The sequence below is a fragment of the Streptomyces sp. NPDC058576 genome, assembly GCF_042718715.1.
Taxonomy (GTDB): Bacteria; Actinomycetota; Actinomycetes; order Streptomycetales; family Streptomycetaceae; genus Streptomyces.
On sequence record NZ_JBHXPF010000011.1, the window covers coordinates 26,415 to 49,153 of the forward strand.

A 22,739-nucleotide genomic window follows, 5' to 3' on the forward strand; every position below is an offset into this window, starting at 1 on the left:
AGTTATCACTCATGCGTGACCGCCGTCACGAGGTCGCAATACAGCATCCATGAGACCGTTGTGGCGAAAGTCCCCTTTGCTCCGGCCGACCGCCCCTATGGCTGGGCCGAAGCGGTTCGTAAAGTTGAAACCAGGAAGTCTCGACACGAGTACGACGTGAACCCCAGAAGTCGAGACCTCCCGCTTCGAGGATGACCCGCTCCCGAACGGAAACCCTGCCGTGCCGCCCGATGTCCCCGTCCCCGCTTCCTGGCGCATCGCCCTGCCGCACTCCACCGCGGCCGTGCCGATCGCCCGCGCTCTCATCCGTACGGCGCTGTCGGACATCGACGCCCCGGCCGACAGCGACACCGCCGAGCTGCTGACCGCCGAACTGGTGGCCAACGCGGTCGAGCACACCCTGGGCGGCGAGCCCATCGAGCTGGTCGTCGAGCTGCTGCCCACCGGCTGCCAGGTCGAGGTGCACGACCGCGACCCCGCCCCGCCGGGCGACCTGTCCCGGCCGCAGCCGGGCTGTGAGGTCGATCCCTGGCAGGAGCACGGCCGCGGCCTGCTGCTCATCCGGACCCTCAGCTCCGCGTGCGGTCACCGCACCACGGAGCACGGCAAGGCCGTCTGGTTCACGCTTCCGGCGATACCGGCGCAGCCGGGTCCGTCGCCGGGGAGCTGACCAGCCGGGAGCGCTTGCGCCCGTAGGCGGCGTACAGCAGGGAGCCGACGGTCAGGAAGACCGCGAACTGGACCCAGGTCGTCCAGCCGGTCCCGTACATCAGATACAGGCAGCACAGGACGCCCAGCACCGGGCTCACCGGGTAGAGCGGGACCCGGAAGGTCCGCTTCAGCCCGGGGTGGCTGCGGCGGAGCACCAGCACCGCGACATTGACGGCGACCATCGTGGCGAGCGTGCCGATGGTCGTCAGGTTCACGACCACGTCGAGCGGGACGAAGGCGGCCGGGACCGCGAAGACGCCGGCAACGATCCAGGTGTTGGCGACCGGGGTGTGGGTCGTGGGCGAGACTCGTTCGAACACGCGCGGGACGAGTCCGTCGCGGGACATCGACATCAGGATGCGGGTCTGCCCGTACATCACGGCGAGCACCACCGAGGCGATGGCGACGACCGCGCCGAAGGCGACGATGCCGCCGCCGACCGTGGAGTCGGTGACCTGGTTGACGGCGATGGAGAGGGCCGCGCTCTCCTCGGCGACGGCGTCCGAGCCGATCGCGCCGATGGCCGAGAGCGCCACCGCGCAGTAGAGCAGGGTGACGACGCCGATGCAGATCAGGATGGCGATCGGGATGTTCCGCCGGGGGTTCTTGACCTCTTCGCCGGCGGTGGTGATGGCGTCGAAGCCGATGTAGGAGAAGAACGCCAGCGAGGCGCCCGCGGTGATGCCGCCGGGCCCGTGGGTGGCGAACGGCATGAGGTTGTCGTCCTGGAACGCGCTGAACGCCACGGCACAGAACGCGACGAGGATGCCGATCTTGAGGACCGCCATGGCGGCGGTGGCGGTGGCGCTCTCGCGGACGCCGCGCACCAGCAGGGTGGCGGCCATGGCGATCACGACGATCGCGGGCAGGTTGATCACACCGCCTTCGCCGGGCCCGGAGGACAGGGCGGCGGGCAGTTCCCAGCCGAACAGGCTGTTCAGCAGCTCGTTGACGTACTGGCTCCAGCCCACCGCGACGGCGGAGACCGAGACGCCATACTCCAGCAGCAGGCACCAGCCGACGAGGAAGGCGGTGCGCTCGCCGAGCGCCGCGTACGCGAAGGAGTACGAGCTTCCGGAGACCGGGATGGCGCTGCCCAGCTCGGCGAAGGACAGGGCGGTGAAGATGCAGGTGATCGCCGCGAGGACGAAAGAGATCACGACGGCGGGGCCCGCCTCGGCGACGCTGTCGGACAGCCCGACGAAGATGCCGGTGCCGACGATCGCGCCGACCCCGAAGCAGACGAGCTGGAAAAGGCCCATCGTGCGCTTGAGGCCGTGGCCCTCCAGGTCGCCGCCTGATTCGGCGATGAGCTGATCGGGGCTCTTGCGGCGCAGGTCCCGGTGGGGGAGGCCGGGGCGCTTCGGGGTGCCGGATCGCGGCAGACCGGTGCTCATGCGGGACGTTCTCATCTCTGGTGGTGCAGTGGGGGGACGGTCCCCGTGCGCCGGCGTGCGGCGGCACAGGCAGGGCGTGCCAGGCGTCGTGGACCCGGTCCTGATCCGCCGGACACGCCCTGTGGGGTTCGCCCCCGCGAGGGGTCTCCCCCGGGTCCGAACCCCACCAAGAGCCGACATCGTAGCCACCAGCGCGCATGTTCACCCAATCGGGTGTATGAGCATGCGAACCCCTGCCCCGTATGCGTACGGAACGCCCGGCTGCCCGGGTATCCGTGGGGGCGGGCTACTTGCCGGCCAGCGTCGCCACCAGCACGGCCTTGATCGTGTGCATCCGGTTCTCCGCCTGGTCGAAGACGACCGAGTGCGCGGACTCGAAGACCTCGTCGCTGACCTCCAGTTCGGTCAGCCCGTACCGGGCGTGGATGTCGCGGCCGACCTGGGTGCCGAGGTCGTGGAAGGCGGGCAGGCAGTGCAGGAACTTCACGTCCGGGTTGCCGGTGGCCCGCAGGACGTCCATGGTCACGGCGTAGGGGCCGAGCGCCGCGATGCGTTCGGCCCACACTTCCTTGGGCTCGCCCATGGAGACCCAGACGTCGGTGGCGACGAAGTCGGCGCCCGAGACGCCCTCGGCCACGTCGCCGGTCAGGGTGATCGTCGCGCCGCTGACCTCGGCGAGCTCCCGGGCCCGCGCCACGACCGCCTCGTCCGGCCGGTACGCCTCGGGGGCGACGATCCGGACGTCCAGGCCGAGCAGGGCTCCGGTGATCAGGTAGGAGTTGCCCATGTTGAAGCGGGCGTCGCCGAGGTAGGCGAAGGCCGTCCCCGCGAGGGACCCCCCGCGGCACTCGGTCATGGTGAGCACGTCGGCGAGCATCTGGGTGGGGTGCCAGTCGTCGGTGAGCCCGTTGAAGACCGGCACCCCGCCGTGAGCGGCCAGCTCCTCGACGGCCTGCTGGCTGTCGCCCCGGTACTCGATCCCGTCGAACATCCGGCCGAGGACCCGTGCGGTGTCCTTCACGGACTCCTTGTGGCCCATCTGGGAGCCCGACGGGTCGAGGTAGGTGGTGAAGGCGCCCTGGTCGGCGGCGGCGACCTCGAACGCGCAGCGCGTACGGGTCGAGGTCTTCTCGAAGATCAGCGCGATGTTCTTCCCGCGCAGCCGCTGGACCTCGACCCCGGCCTTCTTGGCCGCCTTGAGCTCGGCGGCCAGCGAGACCAGGCCGAGAAACTCCTCGGAGGTGAAGTCCAGCTCCTTGAGGAAGTGGCGGCCGGTGAGGTCTATGGCCATGATGACTGCTCCTGGGTCGGGCGGGGATCGGCGCACTGCGCACGGCAGAACTGGAAGTCTATACGACGCCTCGCATCTCTATACAGAGCCCTGGCTCCACGCTCCGCGGCCGCTCATGCCACGGGGTCCCGCTCCACCGGGCAGCTCATACAGCGCGGCCCGCCCCGTCCCCGGCCCAGCTCGCTGCCCCGGATCTCGATCACCTCGATGCCCTGCTTACGCAGATAGGTGTTGGTCGTGGCGTTGCGCTCGTACGCGACGACGACGCCGGGCTCGACCGCGAGCACGTTGCAGCCGTCGTCCCACTGCTCGCGCTCGGCGGCGTGCACATCCTGGGTGGCGGTGAGCACCCGGATCGCGTCGAGGCCGAGGGCGGCGGCGATGGCACGGTGCATGTGCTCGGGCGGATGGTCGGTGACCTTGAGCTCGCGGGGGCCGCTGCCGGGCTCGATGGTGTACGAACGGAGCATGCCGAGACCGGCGTACTGGGTGAAGGTGTCGCCGTCGACCATCGTCATGACCGTGTCCAGGTGCATGAAGGCGCGGGCCTTGGGCATGTCGAGCGCCACGATCGTGCGCGCCGAACCGGCGTCGAAGAGGCCCCGGGCCAGCATCTCCACCGCCTGCGGCGTGGTGCGCTCGCTCATCCCGATCAGGACCGCCCCCTGCCCGATGACCAGGACGTCACCGCCCTCGATCGTGGAGGGGTAGTCGTCCTGCCCCTCCGACCAGTGGTGGAAGACACCCGCCTCCGGGCCGGTGAAGAGCGGGTGGTGCCGGTAGATGGCCTCGAAGTGGACGGTCTCGCGCTGCCGGGCGGGCCAGCGCATCGCGTTGATCGAGACCCCGTCGTAGATCCAGGCCGAGGTGTCCCGGGTGAAGAGGTGGTTGGGCAGCGGGCCGAGGAGAAAGTCGTCCAGGTCCATCACATGGAAGCGGACGGAGGTCGGCTCGCTGTTCCGCTCCAAGAACTCCCGCTTGGTCATGCCGCCGACCAGCGCCTCCGCGAGCGCCTGCGAGGACAACTCCTCGAAGGCGGCCCGCAGATGCTCGGTGGCGAGCGGCCCGTACTCCTTCTCGTCGAAGACCCGGTCCAGCACCAGACGCCGGGCGACCGGGATGTCGAGGGACTCGCGCAGGAGATCGCCGAAGAGGTGCACGGCGACGCCCCGGTCGCGCAGCACGTCGGCGAACCCGTCGTGCTCCTCCCGGGCGCGGCGCACCCACAGGACGTCGTCGAACAGGAGCGCGTCCTTGTTCCTGGGGGTGAGCCGCTTCAGCTCCAGATCGGGGCGGTGCAGTATGACGCGGCGCAGCCGCCCGGCTTCGGAGTCGACATGGAATCCCATGCCTTCATCCTCACCGCGCGGAGCACCGTTCACCCGGCGAACCGCTCATCGGTTCGTTCAGAGCCGGGGGTCCACCGGCTCCGACTCCAGGGCCAGGACGGCGAACACCGCCTCGTGGACCCGCCACAGCGGCTCGCCCTCCGCCAGCCGGTCCAGCGCTTCCAGGCCGAGCGCGTACTCCCGCAGCGCCAGCGAGCGCTTGTGGCCGAGGAACCGGGAGCGCAGGCGCTCCAGATTCTCCGGGCGGGTGTACTCGGGGCCGTAGATGATGCGGAGATACTCCCGGCCGCGCACCTTGACGCCCGGCTGGACCAGGCGGTCCTTGGCGTCCCGGACGAGGGCGCCGAGCGGCTTGACGACCATGCCCTCGCCGCCGCGCCCGGTCATCTCCAGCCACCAGTCGACGCCCGCGCGGACCGACGCCTCGTCCCCGGTGTCGACGACGAGCCGGCGGGTGACCTGGAGCAGCCCGGTCGGGTCGTGCTCGACCAGCCGGTCCAGCCAGGCCAGCTGTTCGTCGTGGGGGACGGCGGCCAGGGAGCGGCCCTGGACGGCGAGGATCTGGAACGGGGCCAGGCGCACCCCGTCCAGGCCCTCGGTGGGCCAGCAGTAGCGCCGGTACGCCTCGGTGAACGCGGCGGCGTCCTGGGCGCGGGCCCGCTGGTCTCCGGCGAGGCCCGCCACCTCCACGCCCCGGGCAGCCGCCTGCTCCAGGGCGGCGACGGCCGGCGGGAAGACCGCGCCGGAGGCCGCGCCGACGGCGGCGTACTGCGAGCGCAGCAGCCCGCCGGCCTTGAGCGACCACGGCATCAGCTCGGCGTCCAGGAGCACCCAGTCGGTGTCCCACTCCGCCCAGAGCCCGGCGGCGGTGACGGCGGTGCGGAGCCGGTCCAGGACCGCCTCGGTCATGGCCGTGTCGTCCAGGAACGGCCTGCCGGTGCGGGTGTACAGCGCGCCGGTGGGCCCCGCCGTGCCGAACCGCGCGGTCGCGGCCTCGGCGTCCTTGCAGACCAGGGCGACGGCCCGGGAGCCCATGTGCTTCTCCTCGCACACGACCCGCTCGACGCCGTCCGCGCGGTACTGCGCGAAGGCCTCGGCCGGGTGCTCCAGGAAGCCGTCCTCGCGGGAGGTGGCGGTGGGGGCCATGGTGGGCGGGAGGTAGGCGAGGAGCTGCGGGTCGACGGCGAACCGGCTCATGACTTCGAGCGCGGCGGCGGCGTTCTCCTCGCGCACGGCGACGCGGCCCATGTGCCGGGTCTCCACGACCCGGCGGCCCTGGACGTCGGCGATGTCCAGCGGCCGGCCCTCCCTGCCCCCGGGCGCCTCGGTGGTCAGCGGCTTGGCGGGCTCGTACCAGACCTTCTCGGCGGGTACGTCGACGAGTTCGCGCTCCGGCCAGCGCAGCGCGGTCATCTTCCCGCCGAAGACCGCACCGGTGTCCAGGCAGATGGTGTTGTTGATCCAGGAGGTGGTGGGGACGGGGGTGTGGCCGTAGACCACGGTGGCGCGACCCCGGTACTCCTCGGCCCACGGATAGCGCACGGGCAGCCCGAACTCGTCGGTCTCACCGGTCGTGTCCCCGTACAGCGCGTGCGAGCGGACCCGGCCGGAGGTGCGGCCGTGGTACTTCTCGGGCAGCCCGGCGTGAGCGACCACCAGCTTGCCCTCGTCCAGGACGTAGTGGCTGACGAGAGAGTCGATGAACTCCCGCACCTGGCCCCGGAACTCGGGGTGCTCGGCGTCCTCGCGCTCCAACTGCTCGACGGTCTCGGCCAGTCCGTGGGTGAGCTGGACCTTGCGGCCCGCGAGATAGCGGCCGAGCTTGTTCTCGTGGTTGCCGGGGACGCACAGGGCGTCGCCCGCCGTCACCATGGACATCACGCGACGCAGCACGCCGGGGCTGTCGGGTCCCCGGTCGACGAGGTCGCCGACGAAGACGGCGGTACGCCCTCCGGGGTGGGCACCGTTTACGTAACCGAGCTTGCCGAGCAGGGTGTCCAGCTCGGAGCGGCAGCCGTGGATGTCCCCGATGATGTCGAACGGGCCGGTGAGGTGGCGCAGGTCGTTGTAGCGGCGCTCCAGGACCACTTCGGCGCGCTCGGCCTCCTCCTCGGTGCGCAGGACGTGCACCTTGCGGAAGCCCTCGCGCTCCAGGCCGCGCAGCGAGCGCCGCAGCTCGCGGCGGTGGCGCTGGATGACGTGGCGCGGCATGGAGGCGCGGTCCGGGCGGGTCGCGTTACGGGCGGCGCAGACGTCCTCGGGGAGGTCGAGGACGATGGCGATGGGCAGGACGTCGTGCTTCCGGGCGAGCTGGACGAGCTGCTTGCGGCTCTCGGACTGGACGCTGGTGGCGTCGACGACGGTGAGCCGCCCGGCCTCCAGGCGCTTGCCGGCGATGTAGTGCAGCACGTCGAAGGCGTCGCGGCTGGCGCTCTGGTCGTTCTCGTCGTCGGCGACCAGGCCCCGGCAGACGTCCGAGGAGACGATCTCGGTCGGCTTGAAGTGCTTCCGGGCGAAGGTGGACTTGCCCGATCCGCTGGCCCCGATGAGGACGACGAGGGAGAGGTCGGTCACCGGCAGCTTGCGTGCGGGGCTCGTGGCAGCGGTGGCGGCGGTCTCCGCGCCGGTGGTGCTGTTGGTGCCGTGGTCGCTGTTCATGCGGCTTCCGCCTCCTTCGTCTCGGTCTTTCCGGCGGTTTCCGTGGTCCGGGTGAACACGGCCAGCTGGGTCGGCGGACCCACCTCGGGGTCCTCCGGTCCGACCGGCACGTACCGGACGGTGTATCCGTGCCGTTCGGCGACCTGCCCGGCCCAGTCCCGGAATTCGGCCCGGGTCCACTCGAAGCGGTGGTCCCCGTGCCGGACGTGCCCGGCCGGGAGGGTCTCCCAGCGGACGTTGTACTCGACGTTCGGCGTGGTCACGAGCACCGTCCCGGGTCGTGCGGCGCCGAACACGGCGTACTCCAGGGCGGGCAGCCGGGGCAGGTCCAGGTGCTCGATCACCTCGCTGAGCACGGCGGCGTCGTACCCCGCCAGCCGCTTGTCGGTGTAGGTCAGCGAACCCTGCCGCAGGGTGACCCGGTCGGCCTGGCGCTCCCCCATCCGGTCCAGCTTCAGCCGCCGCGAGGCGATGGTCAGGGCGCGCATCGAGACGTCGACGCCCACGATCTCGGTGAAGCGCACGTCCTTGAGGAGCGCTTGCACCAACTGGCCCTGACCGCAGCCGAGGTCGAGCACCCGGCTTGCCCCGGCGGCGCGCAGGGCGTCGAGGATCGCGGTGCGCCGGTGCTCGGCGAGCGGGACCGGCTTCTCCTCGGTGTCGGTGCTCTCGTCCACCGCGTTGTCGACGCTGTCCACGTCGAGGTCGTCCGACTCGGCGAGCCGGACCAGCTCCAGGGCCTGGTCGGCCTGGCGGGTGAGCCCCCAGCGGTGGGACAGATAGCGCCGGGTGATCAGCGAACGCTCGGGGTGATCGGCCAGCCAGCCCTCCCCGGCCCGCAGCAGCTTGTCCACCTCGTCGGGCGCGACCCAGTAGTGCTTGGCGTCGTCGAGCACCGGGAGCAGGACGTAGAGCTGCCGCAGTGCCTCGGCGAGCCGCAACTCGCCCTCCAGCACCAGGCGTACGTAGCGCGAGTCGCCCCACGCGGGGAACTTCTCGTCCAGCGGTACGGCCGTGACCTCGACCCGCTCCCAGCCGAGCGGAGCGAAGAGCCTGTGCACCAGCTCGACGCCGCCCCGGGCGGGCAGGGCCGGCACCTCGATCCGCAGCGGCAGCGGGCTCGTCGCCCGCTCGGGCCTGGCCCGGCAGACCCCGCCGAGCGCGGACTTGAACACGGCGGCGATGGCGACCGACAGCAGCGAGGACGCGGCGTAGGGGCGGTCGTTGACGTACTGCGCGAGCGCCGCGTCGGGCGCGCCTCCCCGGCCCTTGCCCTTCCCCCGCCGCACCAGCGCCACCGGATCCACCTCCAGCAGGAGTGCGGCCGTGCAGCGCTCGGCGGACGCCTCGGGGTAGAAGACGTGCGCGGTGCCGTGCGAGGTGGAGAACGTCTGCGCCCGGTCGGGATGCTTGTGCAGCAGGAAGCCCAGATCCGTGGCGGGACGCTCTTGGGTGCCGGTCGTACCGATTGTCAGGAACACCTGTCCGAGTATGATCCTCACCCCCTGCCCCCACCAGGTATTTTTCGCCCGCTGCCTACGTCTCCAGCCGCCCGGCCAGCTCCGTGATCCGGTCCGGTCCCACCCGGCAGCAGCCCCCGACGAGCCGGGCCCCGGCCCGCGTCCAGGACCGCACCCGCTCCGGGTCGAAGGTGCTGCGCCCGGTCCACCCCCGCGCCCCGGCGTCCCAGCCCTCCCCGCTGTTCGGGTAGACCACGGCGGGCCTGCCGGTGACCGCCACTGCCCGCTCGACGGCCTCCCGCGCCTCCTCGGGAGCACAGCAGTTGACCCCGACCGCGACGACGGACTCCCGCCCGGCCGCCACCGCGAACGCCTCCTCCAACGGCTGGCCCGCCCGGGTCCGGCCGCCCGCCACGCTGTACGAGAGCCAGTACGGCAGTCCGGTCTCCTCGGCCACCCGGACCAGGGCCTCCGCCTCGTCCAGGTCCGGCACCGTCTCCAGCGCCAGGACGTCGGGCCCGGCAGCGGCCAGCGCCGCCACCCGGGGGCGGTGGAAACGCTCCAGCTCCCGGACGCTCAGCCCGTAGCGCCCCCGGTACTCGCTGCCGTCCGCGAGCATCGCCCCGTACGGTCCGACGGACGCGGCGACCCAGGTCCGCCGCCCGGGGCCGGCCCGGCGCGCGGCGTCGGCGGCGCGCCGGGCCAGCTCCACGCTGCGGGCGAGCAGGGCCTCGGTCCCGGCCCGGTCGAGCCCGTACCGCCCGAACCCTTCGAACGTGGCCTGATAGCTGGCCGTGATGAGCACGCGCGCCCCCGCCCGGAGGTAGGCGAGGTGGGCGGCCTCGATCTGTTCCGGCGCGTCGGCCAGCAGCCGGGCCGACCACAGCGCGTCGGACAGGTCGCAGCCCTGCGCCTCCAGTTGGTTGGAGAGCCCGCCGTCCAGCAGGACGGGCCCGGCGTCCAGCGCGTCGGCGAGCGTGCTGCCGGTGCTCACGGCCGTCTCCGCCTCCTCAGATCACGTCACGTCAGGTCAGGTCAGGTCAGGTCAGGTCAGCTGGGACTGGATCTGCGAGGAGATCAGTTCCAGATGGTCGAGGTCGTCCAGGTCGAGGATCTGGAGGTAGACCCTCGACGAGCCGATCGCCCCGTAGCGGCCGATCTTGTCGACCACCTCGGCGGGCGAACCCGCCAGCCCGTTCGCCTTGAGCTCCTCCACATCCCGGCCGATGGCCGCCGCGCGCCGGGCGACCTCGGCGTCGTCCTTGCCCGTGCAGACGATCAGCGCGTTGGAGTACACGAGATCGTCGGGCGAGCGCCCGTGCGCCTGCGCGGCGGCCCGGACCCGGCCGAACTGCTTCTCGCTGTCCTCCAGCGAGGCGAACGGGATGTTGAACTCGTCCGCGTACTGCGCGGCGAGCCGCGGGGTGCGCGTCGCCCCGTGGCCGCCGATCAGGACGGGCACCTTGGCCTGGGCGGGCTTGGGCAGCGCGGGCGAGTCGGTGAGCTGGTAGTAGGTCCCGTCATAGCTGAAGGTCTTGCCGACCTCGGTCGCCCACAGGCCGGTGACGATCGCGAGCTGCTCCTCCAGGCGGCCGAACTTCTCCTTCGGGAAAGGGATGCCGTAGGCCTTGTGCTCCTCCTCGAACCATCCTGCGCCCAGACCCAGTTCGACCCGGCCGCCGGACATCTGGTCGACCTGGGCCACCTGGATGGCCAGGACTCCCGGAAGCCGGAACGTGCCGGCGGTCATCAGCGTGCCGAGCCGGATCCGCCGGGTCTCGCGCGCCAGTCCGGCCAGGGTGATCCAGGCGTCCGTCGGGCCGGGCAGACCGTCGCCGGAGCCCATGCGGAGATAGTGGTCGGAGCGGTAGAAGGCGTCGAAGCCCAGGTCCTCGGTGGCCTTGGCGACGGTGAGCAAGGTGTCATAGTCGGCCCCCTGCTGGGGCTCGGTGAAGATGCGAAGATCCATGCCTCCATCCTGCCCCTCCGGCGCCCGGTCCTCCTCACCATCCCGGCCGGTCTCCCCGCGTCTCCCCCGTCGTCTCCCCCCGTCGCGCCGTGTGTGTCCCCCGTCCATCACCCCAAGGGGCCGTCGTCTCCCCCTAGGAGTCCGCCGTCGCCACTCAGGGCGCCGCCGATGGTGCGGGGCCGCGTATGCCGCCGTACGGGCCGTCGCGCTCCCTCTCCCGCTCGGCCAGCCGTCTCAGCATCCCGTGCACGCGGTCCAGTGATTCGTCCGCCGCGTCCATGGCCTCGATGCACTGCCAGTACAGCCCGTCCTCCCCCGTGTCGCAGGCCACCCCGACCAGCGCGATCCCGGCCTCGCCGAGCAACAGCGCGAGCCCGGCCAGGGTCGGACGCACATCGGCGATCCCGGACAACTGGGCCGCCCTGGCACCGCCGGAGAGCACCGTCGGGTGGTCCAGCGCCGCGCATCCGGCGCCGATCTCCCCCAGCGCCCGCGCCTCGCTCCGTAATTCCACCGGCCCGCACAGCGCCAGCCGGCTGCCGACCGCCCGGGCGAGCGCCTGGGCCTGCCAGGCCTCCGCCATGACATCCAGCGCGCCCCGGCTGCCCGCCAGAGCCCGCCGCCCCACCTCGATCAGTCGCTCCGCTTCCATCTGTCTCCCCCGTCCGTACGAAAACCCGCTCACCTCATTCATTACCCACAGTGAGGTAGACAGCACCGTAAGGCCAGAGGAAATCGGAAATCTGTGGACACGAAGTCGAATGTGGATATCTTGATCACTCCGAAGAGTGACGATCGCGGGGTTCGGGAGCGCTCGGCAGAGGGAAGCGTTTCTCGTTCCGCTCCAACTTGGCCACCAGTGCCGCCGTCGGGTCGATGCCCAACACCTCGCAGAACTGCAGGAGATAGGCGAGCACGTCCGCCACCTCGTCGGCGACCCGGTGGGCGGATTCGGGGTTCTCCATGATCCCGGCCGACTGCTCGGGCGTCAGCCACTGGAAGATCTCCAGGAGTTCGGAGGCCTCTACGCTGAGCGCGGCCGCCAGGTTCTTCGGGGTGTGGTACCGCCCCCAGTCCCGTGCCGCCGCGAACGCGGCCAGCCGACGCTGGAGTTCTGCCACATCGATGTCTGTCACGGCCTCAGGTCTATCACCGGCCACCGACAGCGGAGGGCTCGCGGGAGGCGGCCCCGGAGGAGGCGGCCGGGGGCGGCGGTCCGAGCCGGCTGCCGCCCCGGCTGCCGCTTCCTACGACTGCGCGAGGCCCGCGGGCGTGACCCCTTCGACCTCCATGCCGACCGGCGCGAGCAGGAAGACATTGCGGTCGACGCGGTGCATGCCGCTGCCCAGGCCGAAGACCACACCGCTGCTGAAGTCGAGAATCCGCTTCGCGACGTCCGTTTCCGCCGCGGTCAGGTCGAGCAGCACCGGCACCTGGGCGACGAGATACTCCGCGACCTCACGGGCGTCAGCGAAGACCTGCACCCGCAGCACCACGAGGCGGCGCTGTTCGGCGGCGCGCTCGTCCGGGACGGTGCGGTGGTCGATCCGGGACGGCCACTCGTCGCGCCCGCGCAGCGGTACGACCTGGGCGAGCCCCTCCCACTGTTCGTCGGTGGCGTCATATCTGTCATACCTGTCGTACCTGCTCACAGGGCCACCCCGTCGTCGAGCCGGTCGGATGGGCACCGGCTGCACTCACTGTTCATCGGGCAATCCTCTCGTCCCTCACCCGTTCGGCGTACCAACGACACGGCGAAGTCTCCGTCCGTGTCGCATCCGGTACCCGACAGACATCGGTTCATGACGGAGACACCCCGTCGCCAAGCCGCCCCGCCGGACCGTCAGACCGTGATGACCTGGACCCCCGCCTCACCGAACCGGCCCCTCGCCTCCGCCGCGATGTTGGAGTCGGTGACCAGGACGTCGACGAGGCCCAGGTCGCAGACGCGCGCGAAGGCCCGCTTGCCGATCTTCGAGGAGTCGGCCGCGACCACCACCCGCTGGGCCCGTTCCGCGAGCAGCCGGTTGACGCTGGCCTCACCCTCGTGGTGGACGTACGCGCCGCGCTCGATGTCGATGGCGTTCACTCCGAGGACGGCGACGTCGAGCGTGATCTCGTTCATCACGCCGACGGCGAGCGGGCCCGTCAGTTCGTACGACTGAGGCCTCGCGACCCCGCCCGTCACGACCATCTTGATCTGCGGGCGGATCGCCAGCTCGCTCGCGATGTTGAGGGCGTTGGTCACCACGGTCAGCGTCGGCTGCCCGCCCGCCACCGCCGTCTCCCCCACGATGTCCGGCCGTACCGCGAGCGCCCTGGCCACTTCGGTCACGGTCGTCCCACCGGTCAGGCCGACCACCTCGCCGACCGCGACGAGGCCCGACACCGCGCGCCCGATGGCCTGCTTCTCCGGCGCGTGACGGCCCGTCTTGTAGCGCAGCGCCAGTTCGTAGGAGACGCCGTGCGCGACCGCGCCACCCCGGGTGCGGGTGAGCAGGTGCTGTTCGGCCAGTTGGTCCAGGTCGCGGCGGATGGTGGCGGCCGAGACGTCGAGCGTCGCCGCCGCCTCCTCGACGTCCACCCTGCCGTGCTTGCCGACCAGTTCCAGCAGCGCGTCCCAACGGGCGTCCCTGGACAAGAGCGTCTCCTCACCGTCCGGCGCGGGCACCGCGTTTCGCGGGAACGCGGTCGCCGGTGTCCGGACCGCCGCAAGCGTCGCACAGGGGCCCCCTGGAGCCCTTCACCCACCTGCACCTTGCTTGTTTTTGCTCGATAACTGCATGTAACGTGCAGAATTCTACATGCGGGCTCATCAGCCGCGCTCAGCCCCGTTCCCGTGGTCCACCTCGTTCCCGTGGAGTGCAGACGTGTCGTATGCCGAGACCGAGACAGCCAGTCAGCCCGCATGCTGGCGGCGCGCCGCCGCCCTGGCCGGTGGCCCCGAGGCCGCCGTCCTGCCCGCCCCGGGCGAGCGGATCGCGGTCGTGGGCTGCGGCACCTCCTTCTACATGGCGCAGGCCTACGCCGGGCTCCGCGAGGGCTCCCGACAGGGCGAGTCGGACGCCTTCGCCGCCTCCGAATTCCCCTTCGGCCGCGGCTACGACCGAGTCGTCGCACTGACCCGCTCGGGGACCACGACCGAGGTGCTGGAGCTGCTGACCCGGCTGCGCGGCACCACGCGCACCGTGGCCGTCACGGCGGATCCGCGGACTCCGGTCAGGGCGGCGGCCGACGACCTCGTCGTCCTGGACTTCGCCGACGAACGGTCCGTCGTCCAGACGCGCTTCGCCACGACCGCCCTCACCCTCCTGCGGGCCCATCTCGGCCTGCACTCCGAGACGGCGGTCGCGGACGCGGAGACCGCGCTGGCCGAGCCGCTCTCCGACGAGCTGCTGCGGAGCACCCAGTTCTCCTTCCTCGGCCGGGGGTGGACGGTCGGTCTGGCCCACGAGGCGGCGCTGAAGATGAAGGAGGCGTCGCTGTCCTGGACGGAGTCCTATCCCGCGATGGAGTACCGCCACGGTCCCATCAGCATCTCCACCACGGGCACCACGACCTGGATGTTCGGCGATGCCCCCGAGGGGCTGCCCGAGCAGGTGCGCGCGACGGGCGCCCAGTGGGTGAACGGCTCCCTCGACCCGCTGGCCGATCTCGTACGGGTACAGCGCCTCGCCCTCGCCCGGGCCGCCGCACAGGGGATCGACCCGGATCTGCCGCGCCACCTGAGCCGCTCGGTGGTTCTCGACGGGGCCCGGGACAAGGCCTGAGAGACCATGGAGGCATGCACCTGACCCTGTCGGCAGCCCAGCGGCTGTCGGCCGCCTCCGAGCCGCAAGGAGGCATCGCCGGCTGGGCCGCCGGGCTGGTCGAGACGTTCGGCGGGCCGGGCGCGGGTGCGGCCATCGCGTTGGAGAACGTGTTCCCGCCGCTGCCGAGCGAGGTCATCCTGCCACTGACCGGGTTCGCCGCGTCGCAGGGCGTGCTCAGTATCGCCTCGGCGCTGTTCTGGACGACGCTCGGGTCGGTCGTGGGGGCGGTGGTCCTGTACGGGATCGGGGCCGTGTTCGGCCGGGAGCGGATGCATGCCTGGTGGGCGAAGCTGCCGCTGGTCAAGGCCTCCGACCTGGTACGGACGGAGGCGTGGTTCGCCCGGCACGGCACCAAGGCGGTTCTGCTGGGCCGGATGGTGCCGGTGTTCCGGAGCCTGATCTCGGTGCCCGCGGGTGTGGAGCGCATGCCGCTGCCGGTGTTCGTCGCGCTGACGACGGCGGGCAGTCTGGCGTGGAACACCGTGCTGGTGATGGCCGGATACTGGCTCGGCGACCAGTGGGACGTCGTCGGGGCGTACGTCGGCGTCGTGTCCAAGGTCGTGCTGGCACTGGTCGTCGTCGCCCTGGTCGGCTACGTCACGATGCGTGTCCGGGGCCGCGGGCGCGAGAAGCCCTGACGGCACGGGTCCGCGCGGCACGGCGCGGCCGGACGGGCGCGACCCGGCACGCACCGTTCAGCGCCGCGCCGCCCGCCGGAACCGGCCCCCGGCCCGAACGACCGGACACCCCCTCGGGGGTGTCGCGCGCATGACCGCTCAGGACTCCTCGAAGTAGGCGTCCAGGACCTTGTCCAGCTCGGCCGGCCAGCCCTTGAGCTGACTGCGGCTCTCCGCCTCGACCTCGGCGTTGAACCAGCGGCGGGTCGACAGGTGGACGGTCACCGTGAACCTGCGGCCGAAGCGGGCCGGGGTGGTCTCCACCGCGCCGATCTCGTCCCACCCGAAATCGGCCTCCTGGTCGTCCAGCCGGAACCGGACCCCTTCCCGCGCCACCCGGATCGAACCGCGCCGGTCGCCGACCTCGAAGACGGGGCCCTCCTCGTCCTCGTCCTCGGCCTCCGCATCCGCATCGTCGCCGACCGCCGCGGCTTCCTCCGCCGCTTCCGGTTCCTTGCCGGCGTCGCCCTCCTCGGCCGCCGGTTCGAGCTCGCCGTCGCGGATCTCCTCCGCCTCCGGACCGGCCTCCGATTCCGCTTCGGGCTTCCGGGTACCGGCGGGCGCCGCCAGTCCGGGCAGGGGGATGAACGCCGGGTCGGTGCCTGCGGCGAACTCGGGCTTCTTGTTGGAATCTATGCTCTGCTCCACGGCGGGCAGTATGGTCGACGAACCTGTACGTGACCAGTCATGACCGCTCCGGCCCAGCTCCCGGCCCCCATCCCGCGGGTGAACTCCCCTCCACGGAACGGGCGAAGCCCCTGGCCGGCCGCCAGATTAAAGTTAGGTCAGCCTAACCCTCGACGGGGTCTGACCGGCCCTCAGAGCACGCCCTTGCGCCACTCCCGTACCAGCAGATAGCCGAGGTACGCACCGCCGATCGCCATGGTGTAGATCCCGACCGGCAGGTCGTCGAAGAGCGTCAGCTGCTGGGAGCAGAGGTCCGCGAGCACCAGCAGCAGACCGCCGGTCAGGGCGGAGAGCAGCAGGTGCGGACCGGAGCCACGGGTGAGGCGTCTGGCGATCTGGGGTGCGGTCAGGGCGATGAAGGCGATCGGTCCGGAGACGCTGACGGCTGCGGCGGAGAGGGCGATGGCCAGGACCACGGCGAGCGTCTTGGCCTTCTTCGGCTCGGATCCGAGCCCTTCGGCGATGTCGTCGCCCATCTCGCCGATGTCGAGCCGCCGGGAGATCAGGGCGGTCAGCGGGGCGGTGGCGAGCAGGATCAGCCACACGGTGGTGGCGTCGGTCCAGGACCGGGCGGTCAGGCTGCCGTTGACGTAGGCGGTGAGGACGGAGGCCTTGTCGCGTTCCAGGGCGTAGACGACGTACTGGGTGACGGCCGCGCCCATCGCCGCGACCCCGATGCCGGCGATGACGAGCCGGGCGGGGTTGCGGAAGCCGGTGCCGGTGGAGACGTACACGAGGGCCATCGCGAGGATCGCGCCGATGAGCGCGCCGACGGGGACGGGAACCGTGTCGGGGAACATCAGCGCGCAGATCGCGGCTCCCGCGCCGGCTCCGGCGGAGAGCCCGATGACGTCCGGGCTGCCGAGCGGGTTGCGGGTGACGGACTGGAACAGCGCGCCGGACAGGCCGAGCGCCGCGCCGACCCCGATGGCGACGGTGACGCGCGGGCCGCGCAGCCGGTTGAAGACGAACCGGTCCTTGCCCTCGGCGTCCCCGACGAGCGCGGCGGGCAGATCGGCGAGGTCGATGCCGAGGCGTCCCCAGGCCAGCGTCGCGACGGCGGCCGCGAGGAGGAGGACGAAGAGCCCGACGCCGGCGAACACGGAGGCGCGGCGCATGGGTATCGCCACGGTGCGGCCGATGGTCAGGTAGCCCCGGGAGGCCTTGGCGGCGGGCGCGATGCGGTCGGTGACGGTCATGAGGTGCCCCTCATCCTGCGTACGGCGATGAGCAGCGCGGGTGCGCCGATGAAGGCGGTGACGACGCCGACCATGAGTTCGGTGGGGCGCATGACGACCCGGCCCACCACGTCCGCGAGGAGCAGGAGGGTGGGGCCGAGCAGGGCGGAGAAGAGGATCTGGGCGCGGAAGTCGACGCCGACCAGGGCCCGTACGACGTGCGGGACGGCGAGGCCGACGAAGGCGATCGGGCCGACGGCGGCGGTCGCGGCGGCACTGAGCAGGGTGGCGGCGAGCAGTCCGCCGCCCCGGGTACGCCCGGGGTGCGAGCCGATGGCGACGGCGGTGGCGTCGCCGAGGGCCAGGGCGTTGAGGCCGGGCCCGAGGGCGAGGGCGAGCAGGAAGCCGACGGCGGCGAAGGGCAGGACGGACCAGAAGACGTCGAAGTCCCGGCCGCCGAGCGCTCCGACGACCCAGTAGCGGTAGCTGTCGAAGACCTGCGGTTTGCTGAGGGTCACCGCCTGGATGAACGCCATCAGTACGGCGGTGAGCACCGCTCCGGCGAGCACCAGGCGCACCACGCTCGTCCCCGTGCCGGCGGAGCCGATGACATGGACGAGGACGCCGGCGACCAGCGCTCCGGGCAGCGCCCACCACATGGTGTCGGTGGCGCCGGAGGCCCCGAGCCAGGCGGTCGCGGCGACGATGCTCGCGGAGGCGCCGGCGTTGATGCCGAGGAGGCCCGGCTCCGCCAGCGGGTTGCGGGAGACACCCTGCATGAGGGTGCCCGCGACGGCGAGGCAGAGTCCGGCGAGGACGCCGAGGACGGTCCGGGGGTAGCGGCTCTCGATGATGACGGTGATGTTGGGGTCGGCGCTGCCCCGCAGGACGTCGACGACATCACCGAACGAGGTGCTGCGACTGCCGAACATGACGCTCGCACAGAGCGCGACGGCCAGCGCGGCCAGGCCGAGGAGCAGGAGGAAAGCCGTCCGAGCGGCGCCGGTACGGGAGGTACCGGCGCCGCTCGGCGGTGCGACCGTGGTGGTTGCCATGAGAGTGGAGTGTGCCTGGTGGCCCTGGTCCTTCGGATACCCGGCCGGGGTTACTTGCCGGCGGTCTTGACGGCCTTGTCGATGATCGGCAGGTAGCGCTCGATCGTCCAGGGCACGGTCAGCGGGTTGATGATCGAGGAGGCGGTGACGAAGGAGTTGTCGTCGCTCGCGACGACGGCGCCCTTCTTGATCGCGGGGATCGCGCCGTACAGCTTCTGGCCCTCGATCTCCTTGCGGTTCTTCTCGTCCGTGTAGAACGTGAAGACGAGGTCGCTGTCCTTGAGCTTCTCGGCGTTCTCCAGGCCGATGAGGGCCGAGTCGGTGCCGGGGGTCTCCTTGAAGCCGTTGACGACCGGGTCGACCTTCAGGCCGAGCGAGGAGACCATCTTGACGCGCTGCTCCTCGGGCTTGAAGACGCCGAGGGTGCCGGGGCCGGAGTTGTAGATGTAGGAGAAGGTGACGTCCTTGTAGTTCGGCCGGGTGGCCGCGGCGTCGGCGAGCTGCTTCTCGATCTTCGTCTTGAGACCGTTCGTGTCCTCGGTCCGGCCGAGCGCCTTGCCGATGATGTCGATCTGCTGGTCCCAGTCGGTGCTCCACGCCTGGTCGGGGTAGGCGACCGTGGGGGCGATGTCCTTGAGGACGTCGTACTGCTTCTGCGTGATGCCCGACCAGGGGGCGAGGATGACGTCCGGCTCCAGCTCGGTGATCGCCTCGAAGTCGATCTCCTCGCCGCCGGTGAACTGCTTGGGCAGCTCGTCGCCGGACTTCTTGACGGCTTCGTTGATCCACGGCAGGTAGCCGGACTTGTCGCTGCCCCAGGGGTAGCTCTCGATGCCGACCGGGGTCTGGCCGAGGGCTATCGCGGTCTCGGCGGAGCCCTGGCCGAGGGTGACGATGCGCTCCGGCTTCTCCTCGATCTTCGCGGTGCCGAGCGAGCTCTTGATCGAGACGGGGAAGGCGCCGCCGCCCTTCGCCGAGTCCTTGGCCCCGTCCTTCTTGTCGCCGTCGCTGTCCGAGGAGCAGCCGACCAGGGCGACGGCGAGAGCGACGGTGGTGGCCGTGGCGGCGAGAGTGTGGCGGCGCACGCGGGTGAAGCCGAGCATGGAGGGTCCTCAGGTTGGCCGAGCGAATGAAGGTTAGGCAAGCCTAAGCCAGAGGTGTCGGCGGCTCAAACAACCCCCCTCTCGCACCACCTGGCCCAGGCGCCGCACTCCGGGACCGCCACTCCGGCGGAAGTCCCGGTCCGGGAGGGGCGAGAAACGGTGACGCACCACCATTGCGAAACATGCAATCTTCTCAGAGATGATTTACTGCCAGATGAATAATTCATACGGTCGAGCTTCGTGCGGCACTTCGGCGCATCACCACGGGGACAGAGTGAGATGTCTGTACTACCCCTCGGCGCACGGTCGTTGCCCACGGACGGCATGACGGCGCCACCCCAGGAGGAGCCCGCTTCCGGGATGCCCGTTGCCGCGTGGGCCGACGGCGGACCGGGCCTCGCGTCCGGCCCTTCCCGACGCGGTTTCGATCGAGAGCGGTCGCGCTCGCCCGGCGGCCGAAGCGGTCGGCGGGGGCGTTGGGGACGCACGGGCGGGGCAAGCGAACCCGTGCGCTGATCGTTATGGAGGCCGCCCGCGCCAGGCCGTTTGCCGCTGAACTCCCGTACGTCGTGAGCGTCTCCACCCCCTGAACGGCTCCGCCCACCCGCACGGCCCGAAGCCTTGAACGGCCCGACGCCCAAGAACGGACGGAGTTTCCCTGCCCGCGCTCGACCTCACCGCCGATGACGTCGCCTTCCGGCGTCCGCGACGGGGGCTCCACATCCAGCTCCAGAGACGAGGCGTCCGCGCGGACCGCGAAGCGGACCCCGGCGGTAGTGCGGGCCAGCCCGGAGAAGTTGGCCGACATCGCGGCGGCGAGCCGGTCCACCGGCATCCGCAGCGGCAGCCTCGCGCCACCGCCCCGGTCCCAGCTTGCCGACGGCGCGATAAACGTAGCAGCGCAATCATCTGCCCCCAAACAATCATGGGCGGTAAGTAGGCGACGGTTACAGGCCCTAGGCTGGAGGCGCGAAAACGTTCTGGGGACGGACAATCTCCACACACCGGATGGCTCGCCGTCCTGGGCCGCAGGAGGAGCAGTCATGACCGCCACACCGCCTTCCCGTGTCACCTCGCCCAGCCGCGAGCCGGAGGCCGGCGACCGCGACCGGTACTTCTCCCGGCTGGCGCAGGAGCGCCCCGACATCGCGATGTGCCGGGCGACCACGTTGGTGGCCCGCACGATCGACGAGGAGTTGTCCGGGCACCGTATGACCGCGGCCCAGCACCTCGTACTGAAGATGCTCGACGACGTGGGCCCGTGTTCCCAGCAGGAGTTGAGCGAGCAGCTGCGCATCGACCGGAGCGTGATGGTCGGCTGCATCGACGGACTGGAGGACTCCGGTCTTGTACGGCGCGAGCGCCACCCCCGGGACCGCCGGGCCTACGCGGTGACGCTGACCCCGGAGGCGGGACCGGCACTGGCGGAGGCGGAGGCCGGGGTGCCGCGCCTGCTGGACCGGGCCTTCGGCGCGCTGACGGCCGCCGAGCGGCGGACCCTGACCCGGCTGGTGGGCAAGATCCTCGACGTGAACTGAAGCCCGCTCGGGCTCGGTGCGGTGTGTCGACGCCGGTCACCCGGCGGGGCGGGGCGGGCGCCGGGTCAGTGCCCGTGATCGACGCCGGAGCGGGGCGGGCGCCGGTCAGTGCCCGTGATCGGCGGACTCCCCGCCCTCGGGCACCGACTCCCCGGGCGTCGCCCCGCCCGCGTACACGGTGAAGGCAGCCGTGCGGACCTTGCCCTCGTGCCGGAAGTCGAGGAAGAGGCGGTAGGCCCCCTTGCTCGGGGCCGTCGCGGTGAAGGAGACCTCCGGCCCGGGCTCCGTCCGCCCGTCGCCCGGCTCGCCGTTCGGATGGACGTGAAGGTACGCCAGATCCCCGGCGCGCAGCGCGACGAGGTGGCCGTAGGCGCCGAGATGGGGCTGCAGGTCGGTGACCGGCTTTCCGTCCTTCTCGACCTCCAGCTTGAGCTCGCTGCCCGCCCCGGGGCGCAGCGCCCCGTCGAGCGTCACCTCGTACCCGTCGACGGTCACCGTCCGTTCGGCGTCCGGCAGCGGCTCGGGGCGCGCGTCGCCCGAGACGGCCAGGTCCGCGCCCAGGGTGACATCCTCGGCGTTCTTCACGTCCGGGGTGAAATCGGCGAAGACCCGGTAGCCGCCGGCCTCGGGAAGCTCGACGGGGGTGGACCAGGTGCCGTCGGCGGCCCGCTCGGGGTGCAGATGCCGGTAGGTGGTGAGGTCGCTCGACGCCACGATCAGGTGCAACTCCTTGCCGTGCTCGCGCCGGAACGCGGTCACGTTGCGGGAGGTGTCCTCGTCCACGACGGCGAAGCGCAGCTCGGCGGTCTCGCCCGCCTCGACGCGCGGGGTGCGGAGGTCGAGGGCGAAGCCCCCCTCGGCGATCTGCAGGCCGCCGGGGAGCTGCGGGCCCTTCTCGGCACTCTTCTCCGCCGCCTCTTCCCCCGCCGAGTGCTCCTTCGCCCCATGACTTTCCTGCTGGGACACGTCTTCGGTGGCGACGGCCGGGTCCACGGCGCCTCCCACCGCGTACGCCGAACCGAAGGCCGCCGTGAGCCCCGCGGCGAAGGCCGAGATCTTGAGACCGGTATGCATGACCCACTCCCTCGTCGAGATCGCCGGGTCGCGACCACTCTCTTCGAGGATACCCCCCAGGGGTATCAAGTCAACCGGGAGGCGATCTTGAGGAAGGGACGGGGCCATCAGCTCCCGACCGATGGACAGCGACCTCGCCGCTGAAGAGAACGGTGGCGGCCCGGCAGGGCTCGACGACGCACGTCAGGCCCTGAACAAGCCCCTCGCCGCACGAGAACGAGCCGCAGGAAGGTCGTCACTGCCTCCGCTGTCGCAGCTCATGCCACTGATCGAGCCTCCGCGGCAGGGCGAGGCCCTCCTTTACTTCTCCGCGCGTGCGCGTCGCACGGAACACGCCTTCGCCGCACGAAGCACCGAAGGCCCAACCGGACCGCCGGCATCCCGGACTCCGGGTCGTCAGCGGTCAGCCCGCCTGCGCCTCGAAGCCGGCGTCCTGGCAGTACTGCACGACGAGCCCCTGCGCCTCCCTGTCACCGCTCTTCATCGCCGCCACAGTCGCCTCCCCCAGGGTTCGGCCTCCCCCGACCGCCTCGTCCCGGAGTGGCTCCATCGCGCGGACGGCATCATCGACGACGGCCCCGACCTCATCGAACCCCTCCGGATCGACCGTCTCCTCATCTACGGCGTCCCGCGTCTTCTGCCACGCCCCCAACTCCGTGCAGTAGCGCTCGCGCTGCTCGGTCAGCCGCTGTTCGCTCCTGCCGTCCGACGAGGAACATCCCGCCGTCACCGCGACCAGAGTGAATACCGGGACGATCGCCCTGACCCATCGCACTTGTT

Annotated in this window: 21 protein-coding genes; 4 read left to right on the forward strand and 17 right to left on the reverse strand. The window is 71.4% G+C overall.

Annotation, left to right across the window (positions count from 1 at the left end):
* Nucleotides 1-220 precede the first annotated feature (220 nt).
* A complete protein-coding gene (locus tag ACFWRV_RS11470; RefSeq protein ID WP_097867015.1) occupies nt 221-670 on the forward strand; it encodes an ATP-binding protein in 450 nt (149 codons plus the stop codon).
* Here ACFWRV_RS11470 and ACFWRV_RS11475 read toward each other — a convergent pair.
* The 11 genes from ACFWRV_RS11475 to ACFWRV_RS11525 form a co-directional block, all read right to left on the reverse strand.
* A complete protein-coding gene (locus ACFWRV_RS11475) occupies nt 621-2,108 on the reverse strand; it encodes an amino acid permease (protein WP_384331840.1) in 1,488 nt (495 codons plus the stop codon). The two genes, ACFWRV_RS11470 and ACFWRV_RS11475, sit on opposite strands and share 50 nt — an antisense overlap.
* Nucleotides 2,109-2,394: 286 nt before the next feature.
* Nucleotides 2,395-3,399 (reverse strand): ornithine carbamoyltransferase, encoded by a 1,005-nt coding sequence (gene argF, locus ACFWRV_RS11480; RefSeq protein ID WP_384331843.1) that lies wholly within the window; start codon nt 3,397-3,399, stop codon nt 2,395-2,397.
* Between the two features lie 113 nt (nt 3,400-3,512).
* On the reverse strand, nt 3,513-4,748 hold the full coding sequence (locus tag ACFWRV_RS11485; RefSeq protein ID WP_384331846.1) for an arginine deiminase: 1,236 nt from the start codon (nt 4,746-4,748) through the stop codon (nt 3,513-3,515).
* A gap of 57 nt (nt 4,749-4,805) precedes the next feature.
* Nucleotides 4,806-7,406: a polynucleotide kinase-phosphatase gene (locus tag ACFWRV_RS11490; RefSeq protein ID WP_384331849.1), complete on the reverse strand. Its 2,601-nt coding sequence runs from the start codon at nt 7,404-7,406 to the stop codon at nt 4,806-4,808.
* Complete coding sequence (locus tag ACFWRV_RS11495; RefSeq protein ID WP_384331852.1) at nt 7,403-8,887, reverse strand: 3' terminal RNA ribose 2'-O-methyltransferase Hen1; 1,485 nt, start codon at nt 8,885-8,887, stop codon at nt 7,403-7,405. The genes ACFWRV_RS11490 and ACFWRV_RS11495 overlap by 4 nt, the downstream gene beginning before the upstream one ends.
* Nucleotides 8,888-8,942: 55 nt before the next feature.
* Nucleotides 8,943-9,860 (reverse strand): homocysteine S-methyltransferase, encoded by a 918-nt coding sequence (gene mmuM / locus ACFWRV_RS11500; protein WP_384331855.1) that lies wholly within the window; start codon nt 9,858-9,860, stop codon nt 8,943-8,945.
* A gap of 51 nt (nt 9,861-9,911) precedes the next feature.
* Nucleotides 9,912-10,835 carry an LLM class F420-dependent oxidoreductase gene (locus tag ACFWRV_RS11505; protein WP_205082002.1) on the reverse strand — a complete coding sequence of 308 codons (924 nt, stop codon included), beginning with the start codon at nt 10,833-10,835 and terminating at the stop codon, nt 9,912-9,914.
* A 154-nt stretch (nt 10,836-10,989) separates the two neighbouring features.
* Nucleotides 10,990-11,487, reverse strand: a complete 498-nt coding sequence (locus tag ACFWRV_RS11510) for a DUF6099 family protein (protein WP_384331859.1) — start codon at nt 11,485-11,487, stop codon at nt 10,990-10,992.
* 124 nt (nt 11,488-11,611) lie between these two features.
* Nucleotides 11,612-11,971, reverse strand: coding sequence for a nucleotide pyrophosphohydrolase (locus ACFWRV_RS11515; protein ID WP_384331862.1), 360 nt, complete (start codon nt 11,969-11,971; stop codon nt 11,612-11,614).
* A gap of 111 nt (nt 11,972-12,082) precedes the next feature.
* On the reverse strand, nt 12,083-12,487 hold the full coding sequence (locus ACFWRV_RS11520) for a cell division protein SepF (RefSeq protein WP_006128240.1): 405 nt from the start codon (nt 12,485-12,487) through the stop codon (nt 12,083-12,085).
* 191 nt (nt 12,488-12,678) lie between these two features.
* Nucleotides 12,679-13,476: a DeoR/GlpR family DNA-binding transcription regulator gene (locus tag ACFWRV_RS11525; protein WP_384331865.1), complete on the reverse strand. Its 798-nt coding sequence runs from the start codon at nt 13,474-13,476 to the stop codon at nt 12,679-12,681.
* A 229-nt stretch (nt 13,477-13,705) separates the two neighbouring features.
* Between ACFWRV_RS11525 and ACFWRV_RS11530 the strand changes: the two genes are divergently transcribed.
* Together ACFWRV_RS11530 and ACFWRV_RS11535 are read left to right on the forward strand one after the other, a co-directional pair.
* Entirely contained in the window at nt 13,706-14,605 is a 900-nt protein-coding gene (locus tag ACFWRV_RS11530) for an SIS domain-containing protein (RefSeq protein WP_384331868.1), read from the forward strand.
* Between the two features lie 14 nt (nt 14,606-14,619).
* Nucleotides 14,620-15,285 carry a DedA family protein gene (locus tag ACFWRV_RS11535; protein WP_384331871.1) on the forward strand — a complete coding sequence of 222 codons (666 nt, stop codon included), beginning with the start codon at nt 14,620-14,622 and terminating at the stop codon, nt 15,283-15,285.
* 138 nt (nt 15,286-15,423) lie between these two features.
* On the opposite strand, the gene ACFWRV_RS11540 is transcribed toward ACFWRV_RS11535, so the two are convergent.
* The 4 genes from ACFWRV_RS11540 to ACFWRV_RS11555 all read right to left on the reverse strand — a co-directional run bounded on the left by ACFWRV_RS11540 (nt 15,424) and on the right by ACFWRV_RS11555 (nt 19,347).
* Nucleotides 15,424-15,972 carry a hypothetical protein gene (locus tag ACFWRV_RS11540; RefSeq protein ID WP_384331874.1) on the reverse strand — a complete coding sequence of 183 codons (549 nt, stop codon included), beginning with the start codon at nt 15,970-15,972 and terminating at the stop codon, nt 15,424-15,426.
* 170 nt (nt 15,973-16,142) lie between these two features.
* Nucleotides 16,143-17,210, reverse strand: coding sequence for a FecCD family ABC transporter permease (locus ACFWRV_RS11545; RefSeq protein WP_384331876.1), 1,068 nt, complete (start codon nt 17,208-17,210; stop codon nt 16,143-16,145).
* The gene (locus tag ACFWRV_RS11550) at nt 17,207-18,244 is read right to left on the reverse strand and encodes a FecCD family ABC transporter permease (RefSeq protein WP_384331879.1); all 1,038 of its coding nucleotides are present in this window, start codon (nt 18,242-18,244) and stop codon (nt 17,207-17,209) included. Before ACFWRV_RS11550 ends, ACFWRV_RS11545 begins: the two co-directional genes overlap by 4 nt.
* 50 nt (nt 18,245-18,294) lie before the next feature.
* A complete protein-coding gene (locus ACFWRV_RS11555) occupies nt 18,295-19,347 on the reverse strand; it encodes an iron-siderophore ABC transporter substrate-binding protein (protein WP_384331882.1) in 1,053 nt (350 codons plus the stop codon).
* Nucleotides 19,348-20,390: 1,043 nt separating this feature from the next.
* Between ACFWRV_RS11555 and ACFWRV_RS11560 the strand changes: the two genes are divergently transcribed.
* Complete coding sequence (locus tag ACFWRV_RS11560) at nt 20,391-20,885, forward strand: MarR family winged helix-turn-helix transcriptional regulator (RefSeq protein WP_384331885.1); 495 nt, start codon at nt 20,391-20,393, stop codon at nt 20,883-20,885.
* Between the two features lie 105 nt (nt 20,886-20,990).
* Here the strand turns inward: ACFWRV_RS11560 and ACFWRV_RS11565 are convergent, their stop codons facing one another.
* Both ACFWRV_RS11565 and ACFWRV_RS11570 read right to left on the reverse strand, forming a co-directional pair.
* Complete coding sequence (locus ACFWRV_RS11565; protein WP_384331888.1) at nt 20,991-21,959, reverse strand: hypothetical protein; 969 nt, start codon at nt 21,957-21,959, stop codon at nt 20,991-20,993.
* Between the two features lie 403 nt (nt 21,960-22,362).
* Nucleotides 22,363-22,734, reverse strand: coding sequence for a hypothetical protein (locus ACFWRV_RS11570; RefSeq protein WP_384331890.1), 372 nt, complete (start codon nt 22,732-22,734; stop codon nt 22,363-22,365).
* Nucleotides 22,735-22,739 lie beyond the last annotated feature (5 nt).

Coding starts and splice junctions, on each gene's coding strand:
- ACFWRV_RS11565 (WP_384331888.1), bottom strand. CDS start 21,959: ATGCATACCGGTCTCAAGATCTCGGCCTTCGCCGCGGGGCTCACGGCG.
- ACFWRV_RS11545 (WP_384331876.1), bottom strand. CDS start 17,210: ATGACCGTCACCGACCGCATCGCGCCCGCCGCCAAGGCCTCCCGGGGC.
- ACFWRV_RS11505 (WP_205082002.1), bottom strand. CDS start 10,835: ATGGATCTTCGCATCTTCACCGAGCCCCAGCAGGGGGCCGACTATGAC.
- ACFWRV_RS11475 (WP_384331840.1), bottom strand. CDS start 2,108: ATGAGCACCGGTCTGCCGCGATCCGGCACCCCGAAGCGCCCCGGCCTC.
- ACFWRV_RS11485 (WP_384331846.1), bottom strand. CDS start 4,748: ATGGGATTCCATGTCGACTCCGAAGCCGGGCGGCTGCGCCGCGTCATA.
- ACFWRV_RS11560 (WP_384331885.1), top strand. CDS start 20,391: ATGACCGCCACACCGCCTTCCCGTGTCACCTCGCCCAGCCGCGAGCCG.
- argF (WP_384331843.1), bottom strand. CDS start 3,399: ATGGCCATAGACCTCACCGGCCGCCACTTCCTCAAGGAGCTGGACTTC.
- ACFWRV_RS11510 (WP_384331859.1), bottom strand. CDS start 11,487: ATGGAAGCGGAGCGACTGATCGAGGTGGGGCGGCGGGCTCTGGCGGGC.
- ACFWRV_RS11535 (WP_384331871.1), top strand. CDS start 14,620: ATGCACCTGACCCTGTCGGCAGCCCAGCGGCTGTCGGCCGCCTCCGAG.
- ACFWRV_RS11550 (WP_384331879.1), bottom strand. CDS start 18,244: ATGGCAACCACCACGGTCGCACCGCCGAGCGGCGCCGGTACCTCCCGT.
- ACFWRV_RS11490 (WP_384331849.1), bottom strand. CDS start 7,406: ATGAACAGCGACCACGGCACCAACAGCACCACCGGCGCGGAGACCGCC.
- ACFWRV_RS11555 (WP_384331882.1), bottom strand. CDS start 19,347: ATGCTCGGCTTCACCCGCGTGCGCCGCCACACTCTCGCCGCCACGGCC.